Origin of the sequence: Paeniglutamicibacter gangotriensis Lz1y, assembly GCF_000348945.1 — a bacterium.
Lineage (GTDB): Bacteria > Actinomycetota > Actinomycetes > Actinomycetales > Micrococcaceae > Paeniglutamicibacter > Paeniglutamicibacter gangotriensis.
Map to the genome: position 1 here is coordinate 54,854 of NZ_AOCK01000005.1, position 23,328 is coordinate 78,181.

The following is a 23,328-nucleotide window of genomic DNA, read 5'->3' on the forward strand; positions in this document are numbered from 1 at the left end:
GGATCACGGAATGAATGAATTTTTCCCGCCCGACACCAGGAATCCACACCGCACCCAAGGCACCGCCCTGATCACCGGAGCAACGTCCGGACTGGGCACCGAATTCTGCATGCAGCTGGCCTCCAGGGGTCACGACCTGGTGATCGTCGCCCGCGACAGCGGCGCCCTGATCGAACTAGCAACGCGCCTGCAGGCGCAATTCGCCATTGACGTCGAAGTTCTGTCGGCGGACCTGGTGACGGATGCGGGAGTCGAACGCGTCGCCGCCCGTCTTTCAGATTCTGCTCGACCCATCCGGGCGCTGGTCAACAACGCCGGGTTCGGACTGCGGGGCAACTTCGCCGACAACAGCCTCCAGGACGAACTGGGGCATCTACGCATCCACACCCAAACGCCCCTAACACTGATGCACGCCGCCCTGAATTCGCTAGCGACAGCCGGCGGTGGCCAAATCATCAACGTCGCTTCGGTGGCAGCATTCACCCCGCGGGGAAGCTACTCGGCCGCCAAGGGGCTGATCGTGAACTTCAGCCGGTGGGCCAACGTTTTCTACGCCGATCGCGGCATTTCCGTCACAGCTCTCTGCCCGGGTTTTGTGCACACCGACTTTCATCAGCGCATGGGCGTCGACAAATCCACGATTCCGCCCTGGGGATGGCTTCATGCCCCGGACGTGGTGCGCCAGGGACTGAGTGACAGCGACGCAGGAAAATCCGTCTCGGTCCCCTCTAGGCGATACAAGATCGCGGTCGCGCTGGCGCGTATCGCACCGGACGCGCTCGTGGAGAAACTGGCCCGCCGCGGCCGCTGACACGCCCGCTACTGGGGCGATGCCTTAGCAACGAGGCATCACCCATCGCCACCTTCCGGCCCCTACTGGAGAATGCCCGCGCTAATCTATGCCGCGTCTCGGGCAGGTGGCAAAGCTCCGTTTCATGACGTCGCCAAACCTATGTGTCGGGGATCACTTTCATGGCGTCGCGCAGACCACATTCCGCGACATGACGGCCCTTCTTAGGCAACCCTTGCCTTCACTCCGGACCAAAATGACAGCGCATCGAGGTTGTCCAGCTTGCACCTAGGCATGCCTTATCTATAGCGTTTCACATAAGTTGATTTACGCAATGAGGTTGTTCCCTAATTAGCAGCAGGTTTGGAACAGCATCCACAACATCGGAGAAAAATCTTGAAGACCCCGCTTCGCGTCGTCCTGGGCGCATTTGCCGCCGGCGCATCCCTTCTTGCTTTGACCGCTTGCGGCGGCTCCACCGAGGCCGGCGCCAAGGCCGACTCCGGTGAGACCGTGAGTATCACCCACGCTCAGGGAACTACCGATGTTCCGGTCAATCCGGAGACCGTTTACACCTTCGATTTGGGTGTACTCGACTCGATGACGGCCCTGGGGCTGGACGCCGATGGCGTGCCTGAAACCAAGTACCCGGAGTCGCTGGCCAAGTACAACGACGACTCGGTCACCAAGATCGGTTCCATGAAGGAACCTGACTTCGAAGCCATCTCCAACGGCAACCCCGATCTGATCATCATCACCGGTCGCACCGCCACCTCCTACGAGGAACTCTCCAAGATCGCCCCAACCGTTGACTTGTCGGTGGATATCAAGAAGCCACTGGATTCCTTCAAGGAGCAGGCAGGCAAGCTCGGGACGATCTTCGCTGCCGAAGACAAGGTCACCGAGAAGCTCACGGCACTGGAAGCCAAGATCACCGATACCAAGTCCAAGAGCGCAGACGCCGGCAAGGGCCTGATCGTCATGACCTCCGGCGGTGAGCTCACCGCCTACGGCGCAGGCTCACGCTTTGGCCTGATCCACGACGTACTCGGGGTGGCAACCGTTGCCGACATCAAGTCCGAGGGTTCCCACGGCGAAGCGATCTCCTTCGAGTTCCTCAAGACCAACAACCCCGATACCCTGTACGTGATTGACCGCGATTCGGCCATGGGCACCTCCGGCGACGCGGCCAAGGCCGTGCTGGACAACGAGCTGGTCAAGTCCACCAACGCCGCCAAGAACAACAAGATCGTCAACCTGGATTCCAACGCCTGGTACATGATCGGTTACGGCCTGAACAACACCGACAAGATGATCGACGAGGTAGCTGCGGCTCTGTAGCCACCGAGCCACAGTCCCAAGCATCAACATGAGCGCACCAGTACTCAGCCGACCGGCCGCCGCGAATCAGGATCCCGCGGTGGCCGTTCGGCGTTCCAAAAAGCCGTCAGAAACACTGTGGCTCATCGCCGGGACGATCCTGGTGGGGCTGCTCGCCGTAGTGAGCCTGTTCGTCGGGGTCTCCGATGTCACGCTCCCCCAGCTGCTGGCCGGGGAACCCGAGGCATGGGACCTGCTGTGGATCTCCCGGGTGCCACGCACCCTGGCCGTCATCCTGGCCGGCACGGCGGTTGCCGTAGCCGGGCTGATCATGCAGCTGATGGTGCGCAACCGCTTCGTCGAACCTTCCACGGTGGGCACCGTGGAGTCCGCGACCCTGGGCATCCTGGTGATCACCGTATTGATCCCCGCCGCCCCGATCATGCTGAAGATGGGCGTGGCCTCCGTGTTTGCACTAGGCGGCACCGCGCTCTTCCTGGCCGTACTGGGCAGGCTCCCGGCCCGCAACACGCTGCTGGTGCCCATCGTGGGCATCATGCTCGGCGGGGTCATCGGCTCGGTCACCACCTTCTTCGCCTACAAGTACGATCTGCTGCAAACCCTGAGCAACTGGATGATCGGCGATTTCTCCGGGGTGCTGCGGGGACGCTACGAGCTGTTGTGGATCGTCGCGGCGCTCACCCTGGCCGGGTACTTGGCGGCCGACAGGTTCACCGTGGCGGGTCTGGGCGCCGACTTCACCACCAACCTGGGGATGAATCACAAGGCCATCATGCGTCTGGGCCTGGTGTTGGTCTCGCTGATCTCCGCCGTAGTGGTCACCACCGTCGGTGCAGTCCCCTTCCTCGGATTGATCGTGCCAAACATCGTCTCACTGCTTTTCGGCGATAACCTGCGCCGTGCCGTGCCCTGGACCGCGCTCTTCGGGGCCGGCTTCGTATTGGTCTGTGACATCATCGGACGCACCATCCGATTCCCTTATGAGGTTCCCGTGGGCATGGTGATGAGCGTGCTTGGCGCCACCATCTTCCTGGCCCTGCTGCTAAAGACCAGGAAACGCAATGCCTAAGACACTTCCACCCGCCGTCGTGCGAACCCGCCGTCCAATTCCTTGGCGCCACTTCTCCCCCGCCATGCTTTCACCCAAACGGATTTCCCCCGCCGTGGTGATCACGGTGATGGCAGTGCTCACCTTGGTGTGCATCACCCTGTTCATGACCCTGGGGCTGCGCGGGAACCTGTCCTACGCACTGAGTCTGCGCGGGATCCGCGTCGGGGCGATGCTGGTCGTTGCCGTCGCGGTGGGCCTGTCCACGCTGATGTTCCAGACCGTGACGGCCAACAGGATACTGACCCCCTCGATCATGGGGTTCGACGCGCTGTACATCCTGATCCAAACCGCCCTGGTGTTCATGCTGGGCTCCTCCACACTGCTCACCGCCGCCCCCGGGCTGAAGTTCGGGGTGGAGGTCGGGCTGATGATCGTCTTCTCCGCGCTGCTCTACCGCTGGCTATTCACCGGCGGCACCGGCTCGCTGCACCTGATGCTGTTGGTGGGCATCGTGATCGGCACGCTCTTCCGCGGGTTCTCCTCGCTGCTGCAGCGCTTGATGGAACCCAGCGAATACATTGTTCTCCAGGACCTGTTCTTCGCCTCCTTCAACCAGGTCGAACCGTTGCTGCTGGGCATCTCCGCGATCATCGTGGCATTGGTCGCCGCGGTGGTGTGGAAGCTGCGCAAGAGCTTCGATGTGCTGGCGCTGGGCCGCGAGACGGCCATCAACCTGGGCGTGGACCACCAGCGCATCGTCACAGTGGTCCTGGTGCTCTGCTCGATTCTGGTGGCCGTCTCCACCGCGCTGGTCGGTCCGGTGACCTTCTTCGGGCTGCTGGTGGTGTCGCTGGCCTACCAAATGGTTCGCAAGTTCTCCCACGCCGCCCTGATTCCCATTGTCTGCCTGCTCGGGGCCATCACGCTGATCGGCGGCCAGCTGCTGCTCGAGCGGGTCTTCGGCTTCGCCACCGCACTGAGCGTGATCATCGAGTTCGCCGGCGGACTGTTGTTCCTCTACCTGCTGTTGAAGGGTTCCCTGAAGTGATCTGCATTGATTCGGTGACCAAGTCTTACTCCGGAAAAACCGTGGTGGACAAGGTCAGCACCACCATCCCTGCCGGCGGTGTCACTTCCATCATCGGGCCCAACGGCGCGGGCAAGTCAACACTGCTGTCCATGATTTCGCGGTTGATCCCCATGGACTCCGGCGCCGTATCCATCGCCGGGCTCGACATCGGGCGCACCCCCAGCAAGGACCTGGCCAAGTCCATGGCGATCCTGCGCCAGGAAAACCACATCACGATGCGCCTGCGGGTGCGCGACTTGGTGGGCTTCGGACGCTTCCCGCACTCCGGCGGACACCCGACCAGCGTGGACGAGGACCATATCCTGGCGGCCATGGACCAGATGGGCCTTGGCGAGATGGCGGACAGGTTCCTTGACGAGCTCTCCGGCGGGCAGCGCCAGCGTGCCTACATCGCCATGGTGCTGGCCCAGGACACCGACTACCTGTTGCTGGACGAACCATTGAACAACCTGGATATGAAGCACTCGGTGGAAATGATGCGCATGATCCGGCGCCTGGCCAATGAACTGGGCAAGACCGTAGTCATCGTCATCCACGACATTAACTTCGCTTCTTGCTACTCGGACAACATCCTGGCCATGCGCGAGGGTGCCCTAGTGCACCAGGGAACGCCGGCGGAAATCATGCGCGTCGAGGTGCTGCGCGATGTCTACGACATCGATATCCGCATCGAGGAGATCGACGGAAACCGGATTGGCGTGTACTTCGCATAACCCCCAACCTGCAAAAGAATTCATCCGAATGAATGAATCGTAGGTATTTCCGGGGATCCGACGGGTAAGTTTAGCCACAGTGCCCGTTGCCCGGTACCACCCATATTTGCTGGTTGACCTGTGAACTAACGTCAATGTGCGGCGATTTTCGCGGACGTGACTGCGCGGGGTCAGCAGCCAAAAGATGCAAAGATTTATGCATGAGTACGCAAAACATTGCACCGGGCGCCACCAGGCCCACGTTGCGTCAGCAATTGGGCGCACGCAAGCCCATTGAGGCATTCATCGCCGAGGCCGGCAACGGAACCGGTGATGGGCCCCAGCTGCGCCGCACCCTGGGCCTGCTGCACCTGACCATGATCAGCGTCGGAGCCACCCTGGGCACCGGGATCTTTGTGGTGCTTTCCTCCTCGGTGCCGATGGCCGGTCCCGCTGTTTGGATCTCCTTTGCCATCGCCGGGCTTGCGGCACTCTTTGCCGCCCTGTCCTATGCGGAGATGGCAGGTGCCGTGCCGGTGTCCGGATCGAGCTACACCTACACCTACGCGACCATGGGCGAGGGGCTGGCCTGGGTCTGCGGCTGGTGCCTGGTGCTCGAATACGCGGTTTCGGTCGCGGCGATCGCGGTGGGTGCCGGTGAATACCTCAATGAGATGGCCCGCGCACTGGGTGTGAATCTACCGGCTGCCTTGACCAATCCCCCAGGCGTCGACGGCGGGATGTTCAACGTCCCGGCCCTGGCCATCGTGCTGTTCGCCACGGTCCTGCTGGTGCGCGGCACCAAAGAGTCCGCGATGGTCAACACCGTGCTGGTGTTCATCAAGATCGCGGTACTGCTCTTCTTCATCGTGATCGCCTTCAGCGCGTTTACCTCCGGGAACTTCGATCCGCTGCTGCCGATGGGCACCGCGGGGGTCTCCGCTGCCGCGGCCCGCCTGTTCTTCTCCTACATCGGCTTCGATGCTGCCTCCACGGCCGGCGAGGAAGCGAAGAACCCGCAGCGGGATCTGCCACGGGCCATCGTGCTCTCGATGGTCATCATCACCACCTTGTACATCTTGGTGGCGATCGCTGCGATCGGCGCCCGCCAGTGGACCTGGTTCGAGGGCAAGTCCGCCGCGCTGGTACAGCTGCTCGAGGAAGTCACCGGGCAGGGCTGGGTGGCGCTGCTCTTCGCCGCGGGCGCGGTACTGGCCATCGTCTCCATCGTGATCACCGTGCTCTACGGGCAGACCCGCATCCTGGTGGCGATGAGCCGCGACGGCATGGTCCCTGCGGTGTTCGCACGCATCTCCCCGCGCAACGGCGCCCCGGTGGCAGGCACCTGGATCACCGGCGGCGCCGTGGCCGTGGTCGCCGGCCTGATTCCGTTGGGCCAGCTGGCAGATGCCACGTCCATCGGCACGCTCTTCGCCTTCTCCCTCGTTTCCCTGGCGGTGATCATGCTGCGTCGTACCCAGCCCGAGTTGCCGCGCACCTTCAAGGTTCCGCTCTACCCGCTGACCCCGATCCTCGCGGTAGTCTTCTGCGGCTATCTGATGTTGAACCTGGGGGCCACCACCTGGGTGGTCTTCGGGGTGTGGATGATCGTCGGTGCGGCGATCTACCTGGGCTATGGTCGGCGCAAGTCCAAGCTTGCCGCCGCCTGGGGCACGGTGCCGAAGAACTGAGTATGCACCGGTGCCACGGCACCACAGAATAAGTGAGGCCTTGGTCCTTCCGCATGCGGAAGGACCAAGGCCTCACTCGTTATCTGGGTTTCGGCGTGGCTGCCTCAGCAGCATGAGCGTCCCTCTGAGGGGTCTCAGGCGCTCGTGCTCCGGCTCAGGGTGCCTCGTACCGGGGTGAGGGCCACTGCGCCGCGCACGGCAAGCACCCCGGCCACCAGAGTCAGCAGAATGATGGCCACCGAAAGCGGCGCGAAGATGATGGCCATCCCCGCCAGCGGGAAGACCAGTGCCGCGCTGACGATGATCGCCCCGATGCCTACACCCAGCACCGGCCCCATCACAGAACCCACCCGGGCCCGTTCCATGGTGGCAGGTTCCATGCCCAGCCGACCCAGCCCGGCATAGAGTTCCGCACGGTCAAGTGTGGCCGCGGCCTGGGTGATTGCGGTGGAGCAGGCCACCGAGATAAACGACACGGCGATGGTGATCAGTACCCCGGTCATGACATCTGCCGAGAGCAACGCGTCGGGGCTTCCCGGATCGGATTCGACCCCGGTGGTGCGCATCAATGCCGCACCGCTGCCACCGACCACTGCCACAAAACTTGTCATCGCGATGCCCGAGACCTGGCGCCAAGCCTGTGCCGGGTTTTCCAGGATCATGCGTGCCGCGAGCAGATCGGCGGGCTTTTGCGCGGCCTTGAGCTTACGCTTCCCGATCAAGCCCACGGCCCACGGGCCGATCAGGTTCAGGGCGCCCAGTCCAAGGGCGAAACCGCCCAAAAGCACCCCGATCACCACGGCCAAGGATTGGAAGGCAGATAGCTGAGAAAAGACCAGCGTGATCATGGCAATCAGAACCACCACGATCAGCGCGCGGATCCAGCGCGGCTTGGGCGTGGTATTCCGATTGCGCACGCCCAACGGGGAAACGATGATCTTGCGCAGGCCCACGGACGCGGAGAAGGCTGCCACCAGCACCACCGCGAGCACCACCAAGGCCATGATGCCGGGGTTCAGCCACATCGCGGCGCCAATGGCCGATCCTTGGAACTGGATCAGTCCGACCACCGGGGCCAAGCCTGCATAGAGCAGCACGCCGCCCACGGCGCCTACCAGCGCCGTGGCACTTGATTCGATCATCGTCATGGCGATGACCAGCCCCGGGGTTCCACCCAACAGCCGGACGGTGGAGAGCCGAGTGTCTTGGCTGCGTGCCGAGAGCCGGGCCGCTGCCGCACCGAGGACCGCCAAGGGCACCAGCAGCAGCACAACCGCCAGCCCGGCAAGCGTCTGGTACAGGCCGGTAAGCTCGTTTTGCACCCGGGTGAAGGACAGGGCCCCGGCGGTGACGGTGAGCACCAGGGCGGAGACCAGGGCATAGGACCCTGCGGTCAGCAGCAGCGGGCCGCGACGGTCGGCAGTGGGTTTGCCCAGCAACCAGGCCAGCGAGACGGCGCGCATTAGTTCACTGCCCCGGGGAATCGGTTGGTTGCCGAGGATGCCGCGGCATCTTCGGAGACGATGCGCCCGTCGCGCAGCCGGATGACCCGGTCGCATCGTGCGGCGACGTCCGCGTCGTGGGTGACCATCACCAGGGTGTTCCCGCGTCCGACGGTGGAGTCCATCAGGATTGAGAGCACCTCGGTGCCGGTGCCCGAGTCCAGTGCGCCGGTGGGCTCATCGGCGAAGATTACCTGGGCGCCGGTGACCTGGGCACGGGCGATGGCCACGCGCTGGGCTTGGCCCCCGGAGAGCTGACCGATGCGCCGTTCTTCTATCCCGCCCAGTCCCAGGGCCACTAACCATTCGGTGGCCCGCGGCAGGGCAGCGGATCGCTGCACCCCGTTGATCATCAACGCCATCGCCACGTTTTCCACGGCGGTGAGCTCGGGGATGAGCAGGCCGGACTGGAAGACGAAGCCAAAGGATTCCCGGCGCAGCTTGGAACGCTCCGACTCCCCCAGCGCCGTGATCTCCCGTGAGCTGCCCGCCGCGGAAGTGAAGAGCACCGAACCGGAGTCCGGGCGCTCGATCCCGGCCAGGGTGTGCAGCAGCGTGGACTTGCCGGAGCCCGAAGGGCCCATAATGGCCACGGATTCCCCTGCCCGGATATCCAGGTCCACGCCGTCAAGCGCCAAGGCCGATCCATAGGCGCGGCGCAGGGCCCGGGCACCAAGCACGGGTGTTGAGGAAGGATGGGCCGCCTTGGAAGCGGCGCTCTCTGATGAAGGGTTTGCGGTGATCATGCCATTAGCTTTTCAAATCCGCGCCCCCGCGGCATCGGAGCAGGTGATGAACTGTTTTCCGCTGATCTCCTACCTAGGGTGGAGAATTCGTAAGCTTCCGGCTTGCGCTCAATTTCCTAGCGGAGAAACTTTCCTCATTGAACGCGACAATTTCAGTGACTGTTTCTCTGTCGAACCCTACCGGCAGGAGGTTGGATTCGGGATCCACGTTCTTGCTACCAAGCATTCCACGAGAACCCACGCCAACTATGCACCCGGGCGCCACCGTTGTCAGCGCAAATTTAGGATTTCTTGAATGTGGGCACTTGTCATTCTGAGGTAGGTGGATACTTCTGAGGTGGACACAAGTTTTAGGGACTGCCCACAACTAATATGCTCCCAAACGTAGGCATCGGGCAATGTTGGATCGTCGTAGATCTCAGCCTTGAGAAGTAGTGCGGCTTCTTCGTCCCGGCCAAGAATATGCAGGGCCAGCATACGCTGGAATGGGTCTTGTTACAGGGGGGAAGATCAAGGGTGTGGGGTTATCATAACAATGGTGATCACGCCTGGCTCTGGCCCGTACTGCCAAAAGATTCTCCACGCCGATGGCGTGTTGTTCTCAACGTAGGAATCCCAGACATCAGTATCTGCCGGGCCCTGCGCCGAATGGTATTTGTGGGACCTCAACCCAGGATACTTAGGATCTTCCTGCAACTTACCAAGGGCCTTTCGGACCTTTTTCAACCTTTCGGCTGAGTGCCCACTCTTACTAAGCCCTTGAAGATCCTTCTGAGCCTGTTTCGTAAAGCGCAAGTTGAACGCCATTAAGCGTCGTCATCTTTGTCGATGAACTGGGTGAAGTCTCCGAGATCATCGACGTCGCCAGCTGCGGCTTCCAGGAGTCCGCGGCTGAGGGCTTCGCGAACCTGCGCATTTTCCCAGATCAACAGTTCTCGGAGGGGCACGGAAGCCAACGGTGTCAACAGTATTTCCCCGTCGTCGTTGACGGCCACTGCGTATTTATCATCGTGCCGCACACCAACCTTGCCGAAGGCCATGCGTGAGCGCCCATCGGCGATCAGTTCTCCTGCAGGCACAAAGCCACGCTCGTCCATCTTGTTAATCCCCATCGTGGTTAGAACTGCTTGCACACCATTACAGCACGTGTGGGTAATACCCACAAGCCCAATTGATCCTTTCTTGCTCATAGCACAACGGGTGCGCTGAACCAGTAGCGAAAGATGGTGCTTGCTGGTTCGCATGGGTCAATTTCCCTTCTCGTCAAAGGGCTCAACCTCAGATTCCCCGCCGGTCACCAGAATCCCGGAGACTCCTTCGAGTCCAGATAGATGCGCCGGTTTCGCAGACCAAAGCCCCTTAGGCATCCGACATCAAAGCTCAACGCATGTTTTTCAGCGAGCATGAGCTGCACCTGCTCGGAACGTATGCGAAGGTCAGCCGAAGCTAGCATCGAAAAAACGTACCGTTGCTGGCGCCCATAGCCATGCGACATGATCATGCGTTACATTCTGAGGCTCCCCAAACTCGAGACAAATCCAGCGGAACCCTGGACAATCCAGTTGTAAGGGGAATCGAATGCGTTGCTACGCGGTTGTCCCTGGATGATGGAACTGATTCTCTATACCTCTGCCTTCTGCGCGCCGTGCGTGCGGGCCCGCTCCGTGCTCCGCGATGCGGGCAGGCTGCTGCCCCAAGCGACGATCCGCGAGGTCGACGTCCTCTCCCACCTTGACGAGTCCCAGGCCGCAGGAATCATTTCGACCCCCACCTTGGTGGTGCGCAGGGACGGCACCGAGGTGTACAGGGCTTCGGGTGTGCCCAGCGTGCAGCACGTGTTGGTCGCGGCGGCGCTCGCATTGGACCAGGAACCACGAGACTCTGGCTGCGCGGGTGCACCCGTTCCACTTCCTGCGGCTTCGGGCTAAGCTGTGCTGACCAGTACGTTTTGGGCCTTTCGAGTGTGGCCTACTGCTTGAATATCTGTTCTGCTCCGGTCAAGGGGTGTGTTCATTCCCCCCTGCCTGTGCATAGCCAAAGGGGGAATGGTTGGACATGGAAAACACGACTTCGTGGACGCGGTACCTGGGGGTTTCGCTGCGCCCGTTCTCGGGGCATGCGCCCCTTTCATTGATTCTGCGCGGCGCGCTCCAGGCCGCGATCTGCATCGTGCTGCTGGTGGTGGGCATCAGGATGCGCGCCGAGATGCGGCAGCTCGCGGCGGTGGATGCCGGGGCCGCCCAATTGGGCGGGTTCCTCGTCCTGGCCGGAGTCGTGCTGGTGGTGCTGGCACTGGCCGCACTGGTGAAGATCGCCGTGGGCATCCTGGATTTGGTGCCGCGCACCTCGGTCCCCGGAACCGTCATCAGCATCTCCGAGCGCAAGTTCTTGGACTTCCTGCCCGATGTGGTGAACAACGCGCTGTGGGACCGCAAGAACAACAACGTCGGGCTGTCCTGGGCCGAGCGGCGCAGGGTCCGCCACGAGCTGGTCATCGACACCGGCAACGGGACCCGGGCGTGGACGCTGCGGAACCGGCGGAAGGCCCGCGGGTTGCTTCCCGGGCAGGCGATCACCGTGGTCGCCAGCCCGCTGGTCGGCTACGTCGAGCGGATCGAGCCCCGGACCTGAGAACCGGCCCCGGGCATCGGGCGCACGGCGCTAGGTGAGGTTTTGGTAGGCCTCTGAGAGGGAAACCGGGACCATGGCGATCCTGGGCAAGTCCGCGTGGTGGGTGGCCGCCGGCTTGTACGTGCGTAGCAGCGCCTGCCCGTCGTCGTGCCAGGAAAACCTGGGACGCGCGAGCGCTACCTGGTACAACTCGTCGACCGTGTCCGGGTGCCGGTCCGCGAGATCCTCCAGGATGAAGCAGGGGATCTGGTCATCTTCCAGGTACCCACGCAGTACCGCGGCACCCGGATCCGGGGCATCGTCGGGTGGGGTGCGGTGGGCGTCTTCGAGGGCCTCGTAGTCCACCAGGAACACCGCTGATTTCACCGGGTGATGCACCAAACGTACCTCTTGTCGTGCGGCAAACCCGGCGGGGAAACTCTCATCCGGCGCCAGCCGGAGACCGCTGCGGGCGTCGTCTTCCGGCTCGTCGTTCCCGGCCGAAGCCTCGCGCCGGCTCGCTTCAAGAAAGGTGCGGTAGGCCTCAATCATCTGGGCGCCGGTTCCCTGCAGCACGTGGGAGCCGAAGAGTCCGCCGAAGATGCGGTGGTTCTGGGCCACGGTGGCCCGGGCCGCGGCAAGCTTCTGCGGATTGTGGAACGGCAGTGCGTGATCGAGACTCAGGAGACGCGCGGCCAGGGATTTGGCGGTGGCCGCATCCTGCTGGCCGAAATTTTTGGTGGTCCCGCTGAGCGTGTAGATGTTCCCAATCGGCACGATCCGCGTCATCGCGAATCCTCCGGAGGTTAGACTGGTGATCGCGTCCGCGCCCTGCGACGCGTAAGTCTCATAGTCGAGCTCGTCGATGAGGTTGTGCAGCAGGATCCGATCCCCCGCATGTTCGGTGACCTTGAAGACACCGAAGATCCCACGGTCGCGCCAAGACTCGTAGATGGCCCGGTCTGCATCGTCGAGCGTCTTGTTGGTGCGCAGGTAGCGTTCGATCAACGGCTCGGACCCGGGGCCCCGGTCGTAGAGAATCGATTCGATGGCTTCGAAGAGGGAATTCTCCCGGCTCAGCCCGGTTTTGAGCACGTCGCCGTAGCGTGCGGCCAGGCGTTTTTTTGAATCCGGGTGACGTGGCGTAGTCGATCAGTGCCGATTTGAGCTCGGCGGCCCGGTCCATGAGGGATTCAATGACTTCAGGTGTTGGACGTCCCATGCCCGCATCTTCCCTCGCGGGACCCCGAGCACGCAAACCATTCCGTGGCACGTTGTGCCCCATCCCACCGGGGCCTCGGTCAGACCAGTGCCCTGGACGCGCCGCACCCATGATCTTGTGCCGTGAGGTACGGAGACCATCGGTGCCAAGGACCGAAGCCAGTGGTGGCGCATGCCAGCATCTATGCGGCGGCGCGCCGCCGGTTCGCGGTGTGGGGCTTTATTGTGAAGAATGGGTCAGGTGATCCCCTCGCCCGTTGAACCCGCCACTGCCGCCTGCCTGCGACGCATCGTCGCCGATTCAACGAACCGGATCGCGTGGCTGCGAGCCCGTTCGCAGGGCATCACGGCCACCGACGTTGCCAAGTTATCGACCCCCAAGTCGATCCAGTCCGCGGCCTGGGACAAGCTCAACGGGTCCGGCTTCGGCGGGAACCCCTACACCGACCACGGGCGGGCCCGCGAACCGGTGATCGCCGCCTGGGTGCACGAGAACTTCGCCATCCAGCCCTCCAGCCAGCTCTTCCACGCCGCGGAGAACCACATCCACTTAGCCACCCCCGATGGATTGGGAATCAGGGAGCACGGACGGGTGGAACTGGCGGAAATCAAGACCACCAACAAACCGTTCAAGACCATCCCGCGCAGCTATCTGCGCCAGGTGTTCTGGCAGCAATACGTCCTGGGCGCCGAACGCACACTCTTTGTGTGGGAACCGCACCGCGACTTTGTGCCCACGCACGCCGAACCGCTGACCCGCTGGGTGGACCGCGACGACGCGGCAATCGCCGACTTGATTCTCAAGGCCGATGAGATGGTGGCGGTGCTGCGCGAACGCACCGCGGCCGCCCGCGAAGCCTACGGGGCCGCGGCCCTCTACCTTTAGGCTTGCGCCGTCCCGGGCATCAACGGCTTGGGAAGCGCGTCGGGGTAGTCCCGACGCAGCTCGGAGATCAGATGTTCGCGGATGAAGTTCCGCAACTCCCACAAATCCCCCGGGTTCCTGGAACTGAGCATGATCGTGACCTTCACGATGCCGCCGACGGCATCGGTCACGTTCAGGGTACCCACGCGTCCGTCCCACAGGTCGGTGGAAGCCAGCAGCTGCTCGGTGCGCGAGCGCAGGTGCTCGATGGGGGCGTTCCAGTTCAAATCCAGCAGCACGGTTCCGTTGATCTCGGTGCTGCGGCGCGACCAGTTCTCGAACGGGGTCGTGGTGAAGTAGGTGGAGGGGATGATCATCCGGCGTCCGTCCAGCAGCAGCACCACCACGTAGGTGAGGGTGATTTCTTCGATGTTCCCACGCTCGGCCTCCACCACCACGGTGTCGTTGACCCTGATGGCATCGGTGAAGGCGATCTGCAGCCCGGCAAAAATATTGGCCAAGGACGACTGCACGGCGAGCGCAGCGACCACGGAAATCAGCCCTGCGGAGGCCAATAGCCCCGCTCCCAGCGCCCTGACCTCAGGAATCGTGAGCAGCGCACCTGCCACCGCCAGGGTCACGATCAGTGCGGAGCCGACCCGGCGCAGCAAGCCGACCTGTGTTTGGATCTTGGCCAGGCGGCGCGGATTTCCCTCGTCGGTGCGGTATTTGGCCAGCAGCATGTCCTCGAGCAGGCCCATGGACACGATCAGCAGCCAGGCGATGGAGGCGATGAGCCCCAGCAGCAACAGGAACTGCCACAACTCCGTCCACTTCGTCTCCTCGAAGGCCACCGACACCGAGACCTTGGTGAACGCAAACGAGAGTGTCAGCAGCATCGGGCTGCGCCCGGGGTTCTTGGTGGTCTCCAGACCCGGGAATCGGCGGCGGAAACGGGCCATGACAAAGGCTATGACCACCGTAATGAGCAGCGCGGCCAGTAACCCGATCGCAACCACAATCCACGGGCGGAGGGGGTCAGGTAATGCGTTTGTGTTCTCCACGACCTCATTGAGGGCGTCGTCGAGTGTTCCAGGGACAAGAATCTGCATATCAACAAGGTTGTCACACACCGATGGATGCCCGCTGGACATCGGGTGCGGCACACCGTCCACATCACCTATGCATTGCAATGCGGTGCACAGTGCATAACCCCACTTGCGGCGCCCTTTGGGTGCGCGCATCCTGATCTCACCACCGAACCGAACCACGGTCGCACTAAGCGAGGAACATCATGAAAACCAGGATCGCCGCATCATTGTCCGGAGCACTGCTCTTGGCCGGTCTGGGCATCGCCCCGGCAGCACCGGCGGCACCCCACATTCCTGCCACCGTGTCGTATTGCGGCATCGTGTGGGGGTCGATGGCCGATTCGGTCGCCGGACAGGGAACCGCCACCATCTCCAATGTCCGCACCGGACGCCATGACTGCTTCGACCGAATGGTCATCGATCTCAACGGCAAGGTGAAAGGCTACGACGTCCGTTATGTCTCGGCCGTCTACACCGAAGGACAGGGCAAGCATGTTCCGCTGTCCGGGGCAGCAGATCTGCGCATCATCCTCAAGGCACCTGCCTACACCTCCTCCGGGACTCCGACCTACTACCCCTCCAACCGGCTGAACGTACGCAACGTCTCGAACTACAGCACCTTCAAGCAGGTCGCCTTCCTGGGCAGCTACGAGGGCCAGAGTTCCTTCGGGCTAGGTGTTCGCGCCAGGCTCCCGTTTAGGACCTTCGTGCTCTCCGACGCCGACGGCGGCAGCCGGATGGTCATCGACGTGGCCCACCGCTGGTAGTACAGCGGCACCACCCCAGCCCCGGGCGCGGGTCACGCTCCACCGAATCATGAGGGAGCGGGGCCCGCGCCTCGTCCCGTGCGGGACAGGTACGCCAAGCTGCATGACAAAACGACGTCATCCGGGGCAACCGACCGGCGGATGTGTCACGATTCATTTATGAGTATTGCCCGCCCATACAAGCAAGTCGATGTCTTCTCTTCCTCCCCCTACACCGGCAACGGCCTGGCCGTGGTGCTGGACGGGCAGGGGTTAAGCGATGCGCAGATGCTGAACTTCGCCAATTGGACCAACCTGGCCGAAACGGCCTTCCTGCTGCCGAGCACACACCCCGATGCCGACTACCGCGTGCGGATCTTCACCACCACCACCGAGTTGCCCTTTGCCGGGCATCCCACCCTGGGTGCCGCGCACGCCTGGCTCGAAACCGGGGGCGTACCCAAGAACCCCGCCGCACTGATCCAGGAATGCGCTGCCGGACTCATCGAGGTCCGCCGCGTCCCCGGCGAGGAAAGCACCGACACCGAAGCACTGGCCTTCAAGGCTCCCCCACTGGTGCGGACCGGGGCCCTGGAGGAGGACGTACTCGAATGGGCGTTGGGCGGCCTGGGACTGAAGCGTGAAGACGTGTTGGCGCACCAGTGGCTGGCCAACGGACCGAATTGGGCCGGGCTGCTGCTGCGCGACGCCGATCTGGTGCTCTCCTTGGAACCTGACTACGTGGCGTTGGCCGGGCTGGAAGTCGGGGTCATCGGACTGCACACCGTCGGCGAGCGACGGGCAGGATCCTACGACCCGGCCCAGCGCGAACAGCGTCCCGCCGGCGCCCGCGAGGAATTGCGTCCGGTCTCCGACGCCGATGCCCGCCGCTCGGAGCGTTTCGGCAACGTTGTCACAGGTGCCCCGGCAGACTACGAGGTGCGCGCCTTCTGCCCCGGCGAGGGCTTGCAGGAGGACCCCGCCACCGGGTCGCTGAACGCGGGCTTCGGTGAGTGGCTTGCAGGGGCCGGGCTGGCCCCGGAGTCCTACACCGTGCGTCAGGGCACCCGGCTGGGTCGAGCGGCGATCTTGCACGTGAACCGCGACGCGTCCGGGGTGTGGATTGCCGGACATTCGGTGACTTGCATCGACGGTGTCGTCAACCTTCCCTAGACATTCGAAGCGGATCGCGGATGATGGGCTGTGAGCTTCGGCTCAGGAACCCCTCAGCACCGGATGTCCGGGCGTAAACTCTAGCGGTGATGGTGAAACAGGATGTGACGGCACAGACCGAGGACAAACGCGCCTGGGGTGCCCTCTGGGCACTGGTCATCGGGTTCTTCATGATCTTGGTGGACTCCACCATCGTCTCCACCGCGATGCCGGCGATCATGCATGGCCTGGACACCGACATCAACGGGGTCATCTGGGTGAACAGCGCCTATCTGCTGGCCTTCGCCGTGCCGCTGCTGATCACCGGGCGCCTCGGCGACAGATTTGGTCCGCGCACCATCTACCTCATCGGCCTGGTGATCTTCACGCTCTCCTCGCTGTGGTGCGGTCTGGCGCCCGATGTCACCACGCTGATCATTGCCCGGGTGGTGCAGGGACTCGGAGCCTCGCTGATGAGCCCGCAGACCATGACCTTCATTACCCGCATGTTCCCCTACGCCCGCCGCGGCGCGGCCATGGGCGTATGGGGCGCGGTGGCGGGCATCGCCACGCTAGTGGGACCGATCGCCGGCGGCGTGTTTGTCGACACCCTGGGCTGGGAATGGATCTTCTTTGTCAACGTGCCAATCGGCATCTTGGCCATCTGGCGGGTGCTGCTCAAGGTCCCGGAGCTTGAGCGCCACTCGCATTCCTTCGATTGGCTCGGCGTATTCCTCAGCGCCGCGGCGATGTTCGCGCTGGTCTTCGGCATCCAGGAGGGCAACGGACATGACTGGAAGCCGTTCATCGGCCCCATCGGTTCCTGGCATCTGATCATCGGTGGCGTGCTGCTGCTCGGGGCGTTCATCTGGTGGCAGGCGGCGACCCGGGCCGAGCCGTTGGTGCCGCTGCGCCTGTTCAAGGACAAAAATTTCTCGCTGGCCAACATCGCCATCGCGTTCATGGGCCTGTCCATCACCGCCATGAGCTTCCCAATGATCCTCTACCTGCAGTCGGTGCGCGGGCTCACCCCGACGCTCTCGGCGCTGATGCTCGCTCCCATGGCCATTGTCGCCGGGGTGCTGGCCCCGGTCATCGGCAAAAACGTGGGCAAGATCGAAGCCAAGTACTTTGCCGTCCCCGGCTTCTTCCTCTTCGGCGCCTCGATCACCGTCTACGGGCTGATCCTGCGGGCCGACACCCCGTTCTGGGTCTTGCTGATCCCACCGGTGTTCATGGGGCTGGGCTCGGCGATGATCTGGCCCTCGGTCTCACTGACCGCCACTCGCGATCTGGGTCAGGCCGATGCTGGGGCAGGATCCGGGGTCTATAACACCACCCGGCAGGTCGGCGCGGTGCTGGGCTCGGCGTTGATCGCGTTGATGATGGAATCTCGGATCGCCGTGGAATCCGAGAAGGTCATGGCTTCGATGTCATCGAGTGCCGCGGCCGCCTCGGCCGGTGCCGGTGCCTCAAATGGGGAACCGGTTCCCGAGTTCCTGCATCAGGCCTTCTCGCTGGGCCTGGGTCAGTCGCTACTGCTTCCGGGCATCGTGGCAATGGCCGCGGCACTTCTGGCACTGATGTTCCGTCAGGGTGCACGCAAGAGCCAGTAGTGCTGTGAGTGCTGTGGGCGCCGGCGCCTCTTCTCAGAAACCCATGCCGCCCAGCCACCCGAGCAATTCCTCCTCGCGTTCGGCCGAACGCTGCCGACTCCATGGCCCCAGATCACGGGACTCGACCAGCTGGCCGTCGCGGAGGTACAGCCTACGGTCCATCAGGAATCCGCTCAGGACCAGCAGCACTCCCAGCGCGAGCGTGACGGATATGTTCTTGGTCAGGTCGTTGATACCGTACCGAAGGTAGAGGAAGTCAGGCTTTTTCATGGCAAGCTGCGAGATTCTTGGCTGTACAGGCCGCGGATCAGAACCCTGCCACCGACTCGGAGCCCGGGGACCCGGTGAAATTCAAGGCCCAGCTGCGGTGCGGTCGTTCCTCGTCCTGAATCTGCGTGTCTCATGGACAATAACCTAGGCGGGGGCGCTGCCCGGAACATCGGGGATGACCCCGATCTTGGCCCCTGTCCGGCCCTGAGCGCCGCAGGCCCACCACGGCCTCGGTCCGAGGAGGCCCCTCAGCATGAATCAACGTGGGTGAAACCTGCGGGAGGATTCGAGGACTAGAATCCCCTGATGATCTTCGCTGCTCTTTTCACCTATCCGCTGAGCGGGACGGATGATGGCACATGGCGAGATCGGCCGGCCGCCTTACAACGGACCCGGCCCGCGTCTTCGCCCGCTCACAAGACAGCAGGCACCGGGCCGATCGGCCCGGTGCCTGCTGTCTTGTTACTTCGCTGTGGCGCTACTTCTTGGCCTTGACGGGTACTTCCTTGATCTTTGTCTTGTGCTTGCCGCGACCGAAGACCAAGGCCACGGCGATGCCGGCCAGCCAGAAGTCCTTGGCCATCGGCACACCGTTAGGTGTGGGGCGGATGCCGTCGGACTCGGTCAGTCCCGGAGTCTTCAGGTAGGTCGCCACAAGTCCCGCGGCGAAGGCGCCCAGTCCCAGACCCACCAGGCGGGAGGGAAGGAACGGGGTCAGCAATGCAGAACCCACGGCGATTTCTCCGACGGCCAAGGCCTTGCCGAATACCGCAGGTTCCATGTTGTCCACCTGTGGGATGGCGTTGGAGGCCATCGACTGCAGGCCTTCGGCCGATTCGGCAGGAATGCGCAGCTTGCCGATGCCGCTGTTGAGGATATAGGCACCCGAGACGAGTCGTAGTGCTACGTTGGCGATGTTCAGGCCCATGGGGGTTTCTCCTGGTCGTTGACTGCGGATCGTGCATTGCGTACTACCCCCACCTTATGGTTTTCACCGCCCCCGCCGCTAGGGCCGCCCACGGTGTGGCGCGCCGGGTTGGGCTCCCCCGGGACCTAACCTGCCTCACATTGGGTTGGCCACACTTTTATCCCGCACCGTCATGCAGGGGCCGACCCACGGGTGCCTCGTGCTAGATTCGCGTGCATGATCACCTCCTCCGCGGTTCCCGATTCCGCGCTGCGCCTGCTCGTCGAAAAGGGCTTCGATGCCACCAGCGTCGATGCGTTGGCCCAGGCCGCGGGCATCTCTCGTTCCACCTTTTTCCGGCGTTTCGGTTCCAAGGAAGAAATGGTCTTCGCCGACATGGAGACCATCATCCACCACTTAGAAACGGTGCTGGCCACCTCCTCGGCAGGACCCGTGGCCTCATTGGTGCACGCCGGGCTGACGGTCTTCGACCAACACACCGCCAGGCCCGAGGCCGCCGAGCTGCGTCACCGGCTGCTACTCGATGTCCCCTCGCTGCGGGACCGGGAGCTGGTATCCATCCACCGCTATGAACGGGTCTTCCGCAACCACCTGCGCGACCGTGGCCTGTATTCGCTGACCCACGGCCGGGCCATGTGCATCGCGTTTGCTTCCGGGGTGGTCTCGGTACACAACGACCACCTGCGTCGCTGGCTGCGGCACCCCGAGGATGCCCGACGTCCCGAGCTGGAGCGCGAGCTCACAGCGCTCGGCTCGCTCTTTGCCCCGGTGCTCGAGCCCTCCACGGCGGCCCCGGCACCCGAACCGACCACCGTGGTCATCACCATTGCCGGTGGCACCCCGGACACCGAATCGGTGCTGTCCCAGGTGCGCGACGCCCTGGACCGCAACCACAAATGAAACGCAGTCCCTTGACGTGACACTGCGTTCCAGTATGCTGGTGCTCTAGCGACATTTCCGTCGATTTCGAAAGGGCACCAGCCACCCCATGAGCACTGAAGCCAGCCTGAACACCGAATTCCCTGCAGGCGTCGTTGAACCCGAGTACGAAGTGTGGGGCGAGGTGGACGTCGACCCGGCAGGACTCTTCGAGGACATCAACGCCGCGGACCGCGAATACTGGGACCGCGCCCGCGCTTTCGGGCTCGATGAGGTCCGCCCGGTCATCGACAAGTACTGGGACGCCGCCGACTACCCGTTGGACCTGGCCACGCGCCTGGGCGAACTGGATTTGCTGCGCGACGGCCTCCCCCTGACGGGCTACCCGGACATGAGCGTGCTCGCCGCCGGATTAGTGAACATGGAACTGTCCCGAGCCGATGGCTCGGTAGGCACCATCGCCGCCGTACAGGCGGGGCTGGCCCTGCGCTCCATCACCGAGTGCGGCTCCCCCGAGCAGATCGCCACCTGGGGTCCCAAGCTGGCTAACGCCGAAATCCTCGGCGCCTTCGCCCTGACCGAGCCCACCCACGGCTCGGACTCGGTCTCACTGGAAACCCGCGCGGTACGTGTTGACGGCGGATACCGGATCAGCGGCGAAAAGAAGTGGATCGGGAACGGATCCACCGGCGGAATCACCATCGTGTGGGCTCGCGACGAAGAGAACAAGGTCCGCGGCTTCATCGTCCAGCAGGAGTGGGAGGGCTACACCGGCACCACCATCGAGGGCAAGCTTTCGCTGCGCGCCATCTGGCAGGCTCACATCCGCATGGAAAACGTCTTTGTCCCCGACTCCCACGTGCTGCCCGGCGCCAACAGCTTCAAGGACACCGCCAAGGTCCTCTTCGCCACCCGGCTGGGTGTCGCCTGGTCCGCGGTGGGCCATGCCACCGCCTGCTACGAAACCGCCGTGCAGTACGCGGCTCAGCGCATCCAGTTCGGCCGCCCGCTGGCAGCTAGTCAGATCATCCAGGAGCGTCTGGCACGCATGCACTCGGAGCTGGCCACCATGCAGCTTTCTGTCATGCAGGCAACCCGCCGCGAGGAGGCCGGCACGCTGTCCCCGGTGCAGGCCTCACTGGCGAAGTTCACCTGCACCAGGTTGGCGCGCGGCATCGCGTCCAACGCACGCGACATGCTCGGCGGCAACGGTATCTTACTCAAGCACCGGGTCGCCCGGCATATCGCCGACATCGAGGCCATCCACACCTATGAGGGCACCGAAACCGTGCAGGCCTTGATCATCGGACGTTCCATCACCGGGATCTCCGCCTTCGCCTAGGAACACGACCCGGGGGCAAGGACACCACGATGGCGTCCTTGCCCCCGGCAACCAGACCGGCCCAGTTCGCGGCGGGTAGACGAATTTTCATATGATCATTGGATGATTCAATCCCCCGCGCCGCCGCTTGCCCGGTACGTCACCGAGATCTTGTCCCCGGCAATCCTGGTCAGCGTACTCTTGCTGCTCCAGCCGTTTCTCACCTCCGCAGTCACCTGGCCTCAGGCCATGGTGGCTTTTTCTTTGTTACGGGGCTGCCCTTTGGCTCGATGCTGTGGATGAAACACCGGGGCAAGATCTCCGATCACCACGTCGGGGATCGCCGGCAGCGGGCACCGGTGCTGATCATGGCCGCACTTTCGTTGCTGGTCGGCACCGTCCTGCTTTGGGTGCTTGATGCTCCCGCCGGACTGTTCAGCGCCGTCGGCACCATCTTTTTGGGGCTGCTGCTGTGTTTCCTGGCGAACCTCGTCTGGAAGCTTTCGGTCCACAGCGCTGTGGCTGCCTATGTGGCGTTGGAGCTGCTGACACCCGTGGGGCAGATCGGCTCCGCATTGGCGCTAGCGCTGGCGGCAACGGTGGGATGGTCACGCGTCGAGCTGAAGGACCACACCTCTACCCAGGTGCTGGCCGGGCTCGCGGTCGGCTGCGCCGTGTATGCGGTGGGGCTGCTGCTTCCCTGAGCTCAGGGGCTGCGCCACCCGCGGCCGGTGCTGTCAGTCAGAGCCGGGAACAATGACTTCATCCGGTGTACCGTCTGCTACCGGCCGCTTGGGGCGCCGCCCCAGCGTGGCGATGGCCGCGATGATCAAGAAGAAGCCAATGCTCGAGGCCACCGTGGGCTTGTCCCCCAGAAAAAGCACCGCGATCAACACCGCCGTGGCGGGTTCCAGCAGCGTGGCCACCACGGCATTGGCGCTCGAGGTGGTGCGCAGCCCGGCGTAGAGCAGCCCATAGGCCAGCGCCATGGTCACCACACCCAGGTAGATGATCATCAGCCACGATCCGGTATCAGTGGTTCCCAGCGGCTCGGCATTCACCCAGGCCACCACCAGTCCGGCCGGGACCAGACAGGCCGCAGCCACGATCATGGTGATGACCGTCAGAGCAAAAGGATCCAACACCCTCGACAGCGGCACCGCCGCATCGGTGGCCAGCGCAAAGGCAGTCCCCGAGATCAACGCGGCGATGATCCCGGGTACCGGGTGCGGCGCGGCCGAAACCTCGGTACCTGCCAAGCTGACCAGCAGCAACCCGGTCAGGGCCACTGCCACCGTGGCCAACTCACCGAGCCGCGGAAAGGCCCGGGACCGCAAGGCCTTGAGCACCAGCAATAGCATCGGGGCCAGACCCAGCGCAATCACCGTGCCAACGCTGACACCCGCCCACACCACCGCCAGGAAAAAGAAGAACTGGAACGCCGCGGTCAGCGAGCCCACGGCGAGGGCCGGCCGGGCGTGAACCCGGCCCAACACCCAGCATTCGCGCAGGCGCCCGGCCACCGCTGCGGCCACCAGCAGCACGAACGCCGCGGCAGCGGCCCGATAGGAGCCCAGCATCGAAGGGGAAAGCCCGGAGGCCTGGTGCGCGAGTTGTACGGCCGGGCCGATCGTTCCCCAGGCGATTCCCGCCAGCGCCACCAGCAGCAGGCCGGAGGGACGACGCCGTTGCGCCACGGGGGTCGGGGTGGGTGCGCTCATGCCCA

At 63.6% G+C, this 23,328-nt stretch carries 23 protein-coding genes; 15 read left to right on the top strand and 8 right to left on the bottom strand.

Annotation, left to right across the window (positions count from 1 at the left end; genetic code table 11):
* Window positions 1–10 precede the first annotated feature (10 nt).
* The 6 genes from ADIAG_RS09395 to ADIAG_RS09420 all read left to right on the top strand — a co-directional run bounded on the left by ADIAG_RS09395 (window position 11) and on the right by ADIAG_RS09420 (window position 6,655).
* Window positions 11–811 carry an SDR family NAD(P)-dependent oxidoreductase gene (locus tag ADIAG_RS09395; protein WP_007271112.1) on the top strand — a complete coding sequence of 267 codons (801 nt, stop codon included), beginning with the start codon at window positions 11–13 and terminating at the stop codon, window positions 809–811.
* A 375-nt stretch (window positions 812–1,186) separates the two neighbouring features.
* Window positions 1,187–2,131 (top strand): siderophore ABC transporter substrate-binding protein, encoded by a 945-nt coding sequence (locus ADIAG_RS09400; protein WP_007271113.1) that lies wholly within the window; start codon window positions 1,187–1,189, stop codon window positions 2,129–2,131.
* Between the two features lie 28 nt (window positions 2,132–2,159).
* The gene (locus ADIAG_RS09405) at window positions 2,160–3,200 is read left to right on the top strand and encodes an ABC transporter permease (RefSeq protein WP_083874055.1); all 1,041 of its coding nucleotides are present in this window, start codon (window positions 2,160–2,162) and stop codon (window positions 3,198–3,200) included.
* Complete coding sequence (locus ADIAG_RS09410; RefSeq protein ID WP_007271115.1) at window positions 3,193–4,230, top strand: iron chelate uptake ABC transporter family permease subunit; 1,038 nt, start codon at window positions 3,193–3,195, stop codon at window positions 4,228–4,230. Before ADIAG_RS09405 ends, ADIAG_RS09410 begins: the two co-directional genes overlap by 8 nt.
* Entirely contained in the window at window positions 4,227–4,985 is a 759-nt protein-coding gene (locus ADIAG_RS09415; RefSeq protein WP_007271116.1) for an iron ABC transporter ATP-binding protein, read from the top strand. Before ADIAG_RS09410 ends, ADIAG_RS09415 begins: the two co-directional genes overlap by 4 nt.
* Before the next feature lie 200 nt (window positions 4,986–5,185).
* Window positions 5,186–6,655 (top strand): amino acid permease, encoded by a 1,470-nt coding sequence (locus ADIAG_RS09420; protein ID WP_007271117.1) that lies wholly within the window; start codon window positions 5,186–5,188, stop codon window positions 6,653–6,655.
* A 134-nt stretch (window positions 6,656–6,789) separates the two neighbouring features.
* Here ADIAG_RS09420 and ADIAG_RS09425 read toward each other — a convergent pair whose 3' ends face one another.
* From ADIAG_RS09425 to ADIAG_RS09440, 3 genes are all read right to left on the bottom strand, one after another.
* Window positions 6,790–8,118 (bottom strand): hypothetical protein, encoded by a 1,329-nt coding sequence (locus tag ADIAG_RS09425; RefSeq protein WP_007271118.1) that lies wholly within the window; start codon window positions 8,116–8,118, stop codon window positions 6,790–6,792.
* A complete protein-coding gene (locus ADIAG_RS09430; protein WP_007271119.1) occupies window positions 8,118–8,903 on the bottom strand; it encodes an ABC transporter ATP-binding protein in 786 nt (261 codons plus the stop codon). Before ADIAG_RS09430 ends, ADIAG_RS09425 begins: the two co-directional genes overlap by 1 nt.
* 806 nt (window positions 8,904–9,709) lie before the next feature.
* On the bottom strand, window positions 9,710–10,015 hold the full coding sequence (locus ADIAG_RS09440) for a hypothetical protein (RefSeq protein ID WP_235045874.1): 306 nt from the start codon (window positions 10,013–10,015) through the stop codon (window positions 9,710–9,712).
* Window positions 10,016–10,507: 492 nt separating this feature from the next.
* Here ADIAG_RS09440 and ADIAG_RS09450 point away from each other — a divergent pair, with 492 nt between their 5' ends.
* Both ADIAG_RS09450 and ADIAG_RS09455 read left to right on the top strand, forming a co-directional pair.
* Window positions 10,508–10,831 (top strand): thioredoxin family protein, encoded by a 324-nt coding sequence (locus ADIAG_RS09450; RefSeq protein WP_007271123.1) that lies wholly within the window; start codon window positions 10,508–10,510, stop codon window positions 10,829–10,831.
* Between the two features lie 127 nt (window positions 10,832–10,958).
* Window positions 10,959–11,534: a hypothetical protein gene (locus ADIAG_RS09455; RefSeq protein WP_007271124.1), complete on the top strand. Its 576-nt coding sequence runs from the start codon at window positions 10,959–10,961 to the stop codon at window positions 11,532–11,534.
* 30 nt (window positions 11,535–11,564) lie between these two features.
* Here the strand turns inward: ADIAG_RS09455 and ADIAG_RS09460 are convergent, their stop codons facing one another.
* A complete protein-coding gene (locus ADIAG_RS09460) occupies window positions 11,565–12,608 on the bottom strand; it encodes a hypothetical protein (protein WP_007271125.1) in 1,044 nt (347 codons plus the stop codon).
* 358 nt (window positions 12,609–12,966) lie between these two features.
* On the opposite strand from ADIAG_RS09460, the gene ADIAG_RS09465 reads away from it, so the two are divergent.
* A complete protein-coding gene (locus ADIAG_RS09465) occupies window positions 12,967–13,620 on the top strand; it encodes a YqaJ viral recombinase family protein (protein ID WP_007271126.1) in 654 nt (217 codons plus the stop codon).
* Here ADIAG_RS09465 and ADIAG_RS09470 read toward each other — a convergent pair.
* Window positions 13,617–14,711, bottom strand: a complete 1,095-nt coding sequence (locus tag ADIAG_RS09470) for a mechanosensitive ion channel family protein (RefSeq protein WP_152426110.1) — start codon at window positions 14,709–14,711, stop codon at window positions 13,617–13,619. The genes ADIAG_RS09465 and ADIAG_RS09470 overlap by 4 nt on opposite strands.
* A gap of 182 nt (window positions 14,712–14,893) precedes the next feature.
* Here ADIAG_RS09470 and ADIAG_RS09475 point away from each other — a divergent pair, with 182 nt between their 5' ends.
* The 3 genes from ADIAG_RS09475 (at window position 14,894) to ADIAG_RS09485 (ending at window position 18,204) form a co-directional block, all read left to right on the top strand.
* Entirely contained in the window at window positions 14,894–15,457 is a 564-nt protein-coding gene (locus tag ADIAG_RS09475) for an AMIN-like domain-containing (lipo)protein (protein ID WP_007271128.1), read from the top strand.
* Window positions 15,458–15,616: 159 nt separating this feature from the next.
* Window positions 15,617–16,609 carry a PhzF family phenazine biosynthesis protein gene (locus tag ADIAG_RS09480; protein WP_007271129.1) on the top strand — a complete coding sequence of 331 codons (993 nt, stop codon included), beginning with the start codon at window positions 15,617–15,619 and terminating at the stop codon, window positions 16,607–16,609.
* A 104-nt stretch (window positions 16,610–16,713) separates the two neighbouring features.
* Window positions 16,714–18,204 (top strand): DHA2 family efflux MFS transporter permease subunit, encoded by a 1,491-nt coding sequence (locus ADIAG_RS09485; RefSeq protein ID WP_043474407.1) that lies wholly within the window; start codon window positions 16,714–16,716, stop codon window positions 18,202–18,204.
* Window positions 18,205–18,237: 33 nt separating this feature from the next.
* Here ADIAG_RS09485 and ADIAG_RS09490 read toward each other — a convergent pair whose 3' ends face one another.
* Both ADIAG_RS09490 and ADIAG_RS09495 read right to left on the bottom strand, forming a co-directional pair.
* Window positions 18,238–18,474, bottom strand: coding sequence for a hypothetical protein (locus ADIAG_RS09490; RefSeq protein WP_007271131.1), 237 nt, complete (start codon window positions 18,472–18,474; stop codon window positions 18,238–18,240).
* Between the two features lie 478 nt (window positions 18,475–18,952).
* Window positions 18,953–19,402 carry a DoxX family membrane protein gene (locus ADIAG_RS09495; protein ID WP_007271132.1) on the bottom strand — a complete coding sequence of 150 codons (450 nt, stop codon included), beginning with the start codon at window positions 19,400–19,402 and terminating at the stop codon, window positions 18,953–18,955.
* A gap of 216 nt (window positions 19,403–19,618) precedes the next feature.
* On the opposite strand from ADIAG_RS09495, the gene ADIAG_RS09500 reads away from it, so the two are divergent.
* The 3 genes from ADIAG_RS09500 (at window position 19,619) to ADIAG_RS09510 (ending at window position 22,306) form a co-directional block, all read left to right on the top strand.
* Window positions 19,619–20,302: a TetR family transcriptional regulator gene (locus ADIAG_RS09500; RefSeq protein ID WP_007271133.1), complete on the top strand. Its 684-nt coding sequence runs from the start codon at window positions 19,619–19,621 to the stop codon at window positions 20,300–20,302.
* A gap of 88 nt (window positions 20,303–20,390) precedes the next feature.
* Window positions 20,391–21,623, top strand: coding sequence for an acyl-CoA dehydrogenase family protein (locus ADIAG_RS09505; RefSeq protein ID WP_007271134.1), 1,233 nt, complete (start codon window positions 20,391–20,393; stop codon window positions 21,621–21,623).
* Between the two features lie 269 nt (window positions 21,624–21,892).
* Window positions 21,893–22,306 (top strand): hypothetical protein, encoded by a 414-nt coding sequence (locus ADIAG_RS09510; protein ID WP_007271135.1) that lies wholly within the window; start codon window positions 21,893–21,895, stop codon window positions 22,304–22,306.
* A gap of 33 nt (window positions 22,307–22,339) precedes the next feature.
* Here ADIAG_RS09510 and ADIAG_RS09515 read toward each other — a convergent pair whose 3' ends face one another.
* A complete protein-coding gene (locus tag ADIAG_RS09515; protein WP_152426111.1) occupies window positions 22,340–23,323 on the bottom strand; it encodes a DMT family transporter in 984 nt (327 codons plus the stop codon).
* Window positions 23,324–23,328: the final 5 nt, after the last annotated feature.